Source organism: Thioclava sp. UBA3469, from assembly GCF_002378135.1.
GTDB classification, from domain to species: Bacteria; Pseudomonadota; Alphaproteobacteria; order Rhodobacterales; family Rhodobacteraceae; genus Thioclava; species Thioclava sediminum.
Genome location: NZ_DFRG01000238.1, coordinates 1 through 1,055 on the forward strand (window position 1 = coordinate 1; position 1,055 = coordinate 1,055).

Genomic DNA, 1,055 nt, shown 5'->3' on the forward strand with positions numbered 1-1,055 from the left:
GAGGACGCCCCGCACCGCACCGCGCCCAACCCCTGGCGGGGGCAGGAAAGGCACCGACTCTACAAGGGGGCCGATGCGCCGGGGGCCTTTCGGGTCTCCTCCGGCACGGGTCAGGGGCATTCGGACCACCGCCTGCGAAGGGCGGTCGATCAAGATGGCGCGCGGGATCTGTCCGGGACCGATGATCGCCCGCTCGATCCGGTGCTTGAGGCCGATCTCGAATCCTTCCCCGCTTCTGATCCGCCGGCCTGGACGGGCGTGACCGTCGCGGCGGGGCGGCGCAAGACGTGACGCCCCGCCTGCGGAGCTGATACTTTACCATAACCCAACCGAGGAGAGATGGAATGTCCAACGCCAAAACCATCGATAACCTGAACAAGGCGCTCAGGATGGAGATCAGCGCCACACACCAGTATCAGCTTCATGCCCATGTCCTGGAGGACTGGGGCCTTGTCGGTCTCGCCGCGCAGATGCGCGAGGAACAGACCGAGGAAGGCGGCCATTCCGACCGCTTTCTGGAGCGGATCCTGTTTCTCAAGGGTGAGCCCGAGGTGGCTTTCGACAAGCCGCCGGTTCGGGCAAAGACCCTGCGCGAGATGTTTGAAGCCGACCTCAAGGACGAGGAAGAGGCGATTGCCTTCTACAGCCAGGCGGCACGCGCTGCGGCAGAGGAAAACGACATCGGATCGCGAATGCTGTTCGAGGAAATCGTGCTCGACGAGGAAGGGCACAAGGCCTGGCTGGAGTTGCAGCTCGAGCTCATCGAAAGGCTGGGCGAGGCCAGTTACAGCCTGCGCTTCCTCGATGAGACCAAGGCCGAAGCGTGACGGCGAGGGGCAAGGCGGGTGCGCGCGCGCGCGCCTTGCTCCGCCACGACCGCCAGACACCCCGATGAACGCGGAGACTGCCACTGTTTCCCTATCTTGACAGCGTCGCACGCCGTTACCCGCCCGTCATCATATGGGCGCTCATTGCTGCGAACGTCCTCGCGTTTCTCTATCAGACAAGCCTGCCGCCGCGCGTGGTAGACAGGTTCCTTTTCGAGTTCGCGCTGG

1 protein-coding gene and 1 pseudogene are annotated in these 1,055 nt (G+C 64.4%); both read left to right on the plus strand.

The features are described from left to right. Positions 1–291: pseudogene (locus tag B3D39_RS16955) on the plus strand (ETC complex I subunit); the annotation flags it as partial. A gap of 53 nt (positions 292–344) precedes the next feature. Then, entirely contained in the window at positions 345–827 is a 483-nt protein-coding gene (locus B3D39_RS16960) for a bacterioferritin (protein WP_078530854.1), read from the plus strand. Positions 828–1,055 lie beyond the last annotated feature (228 nt).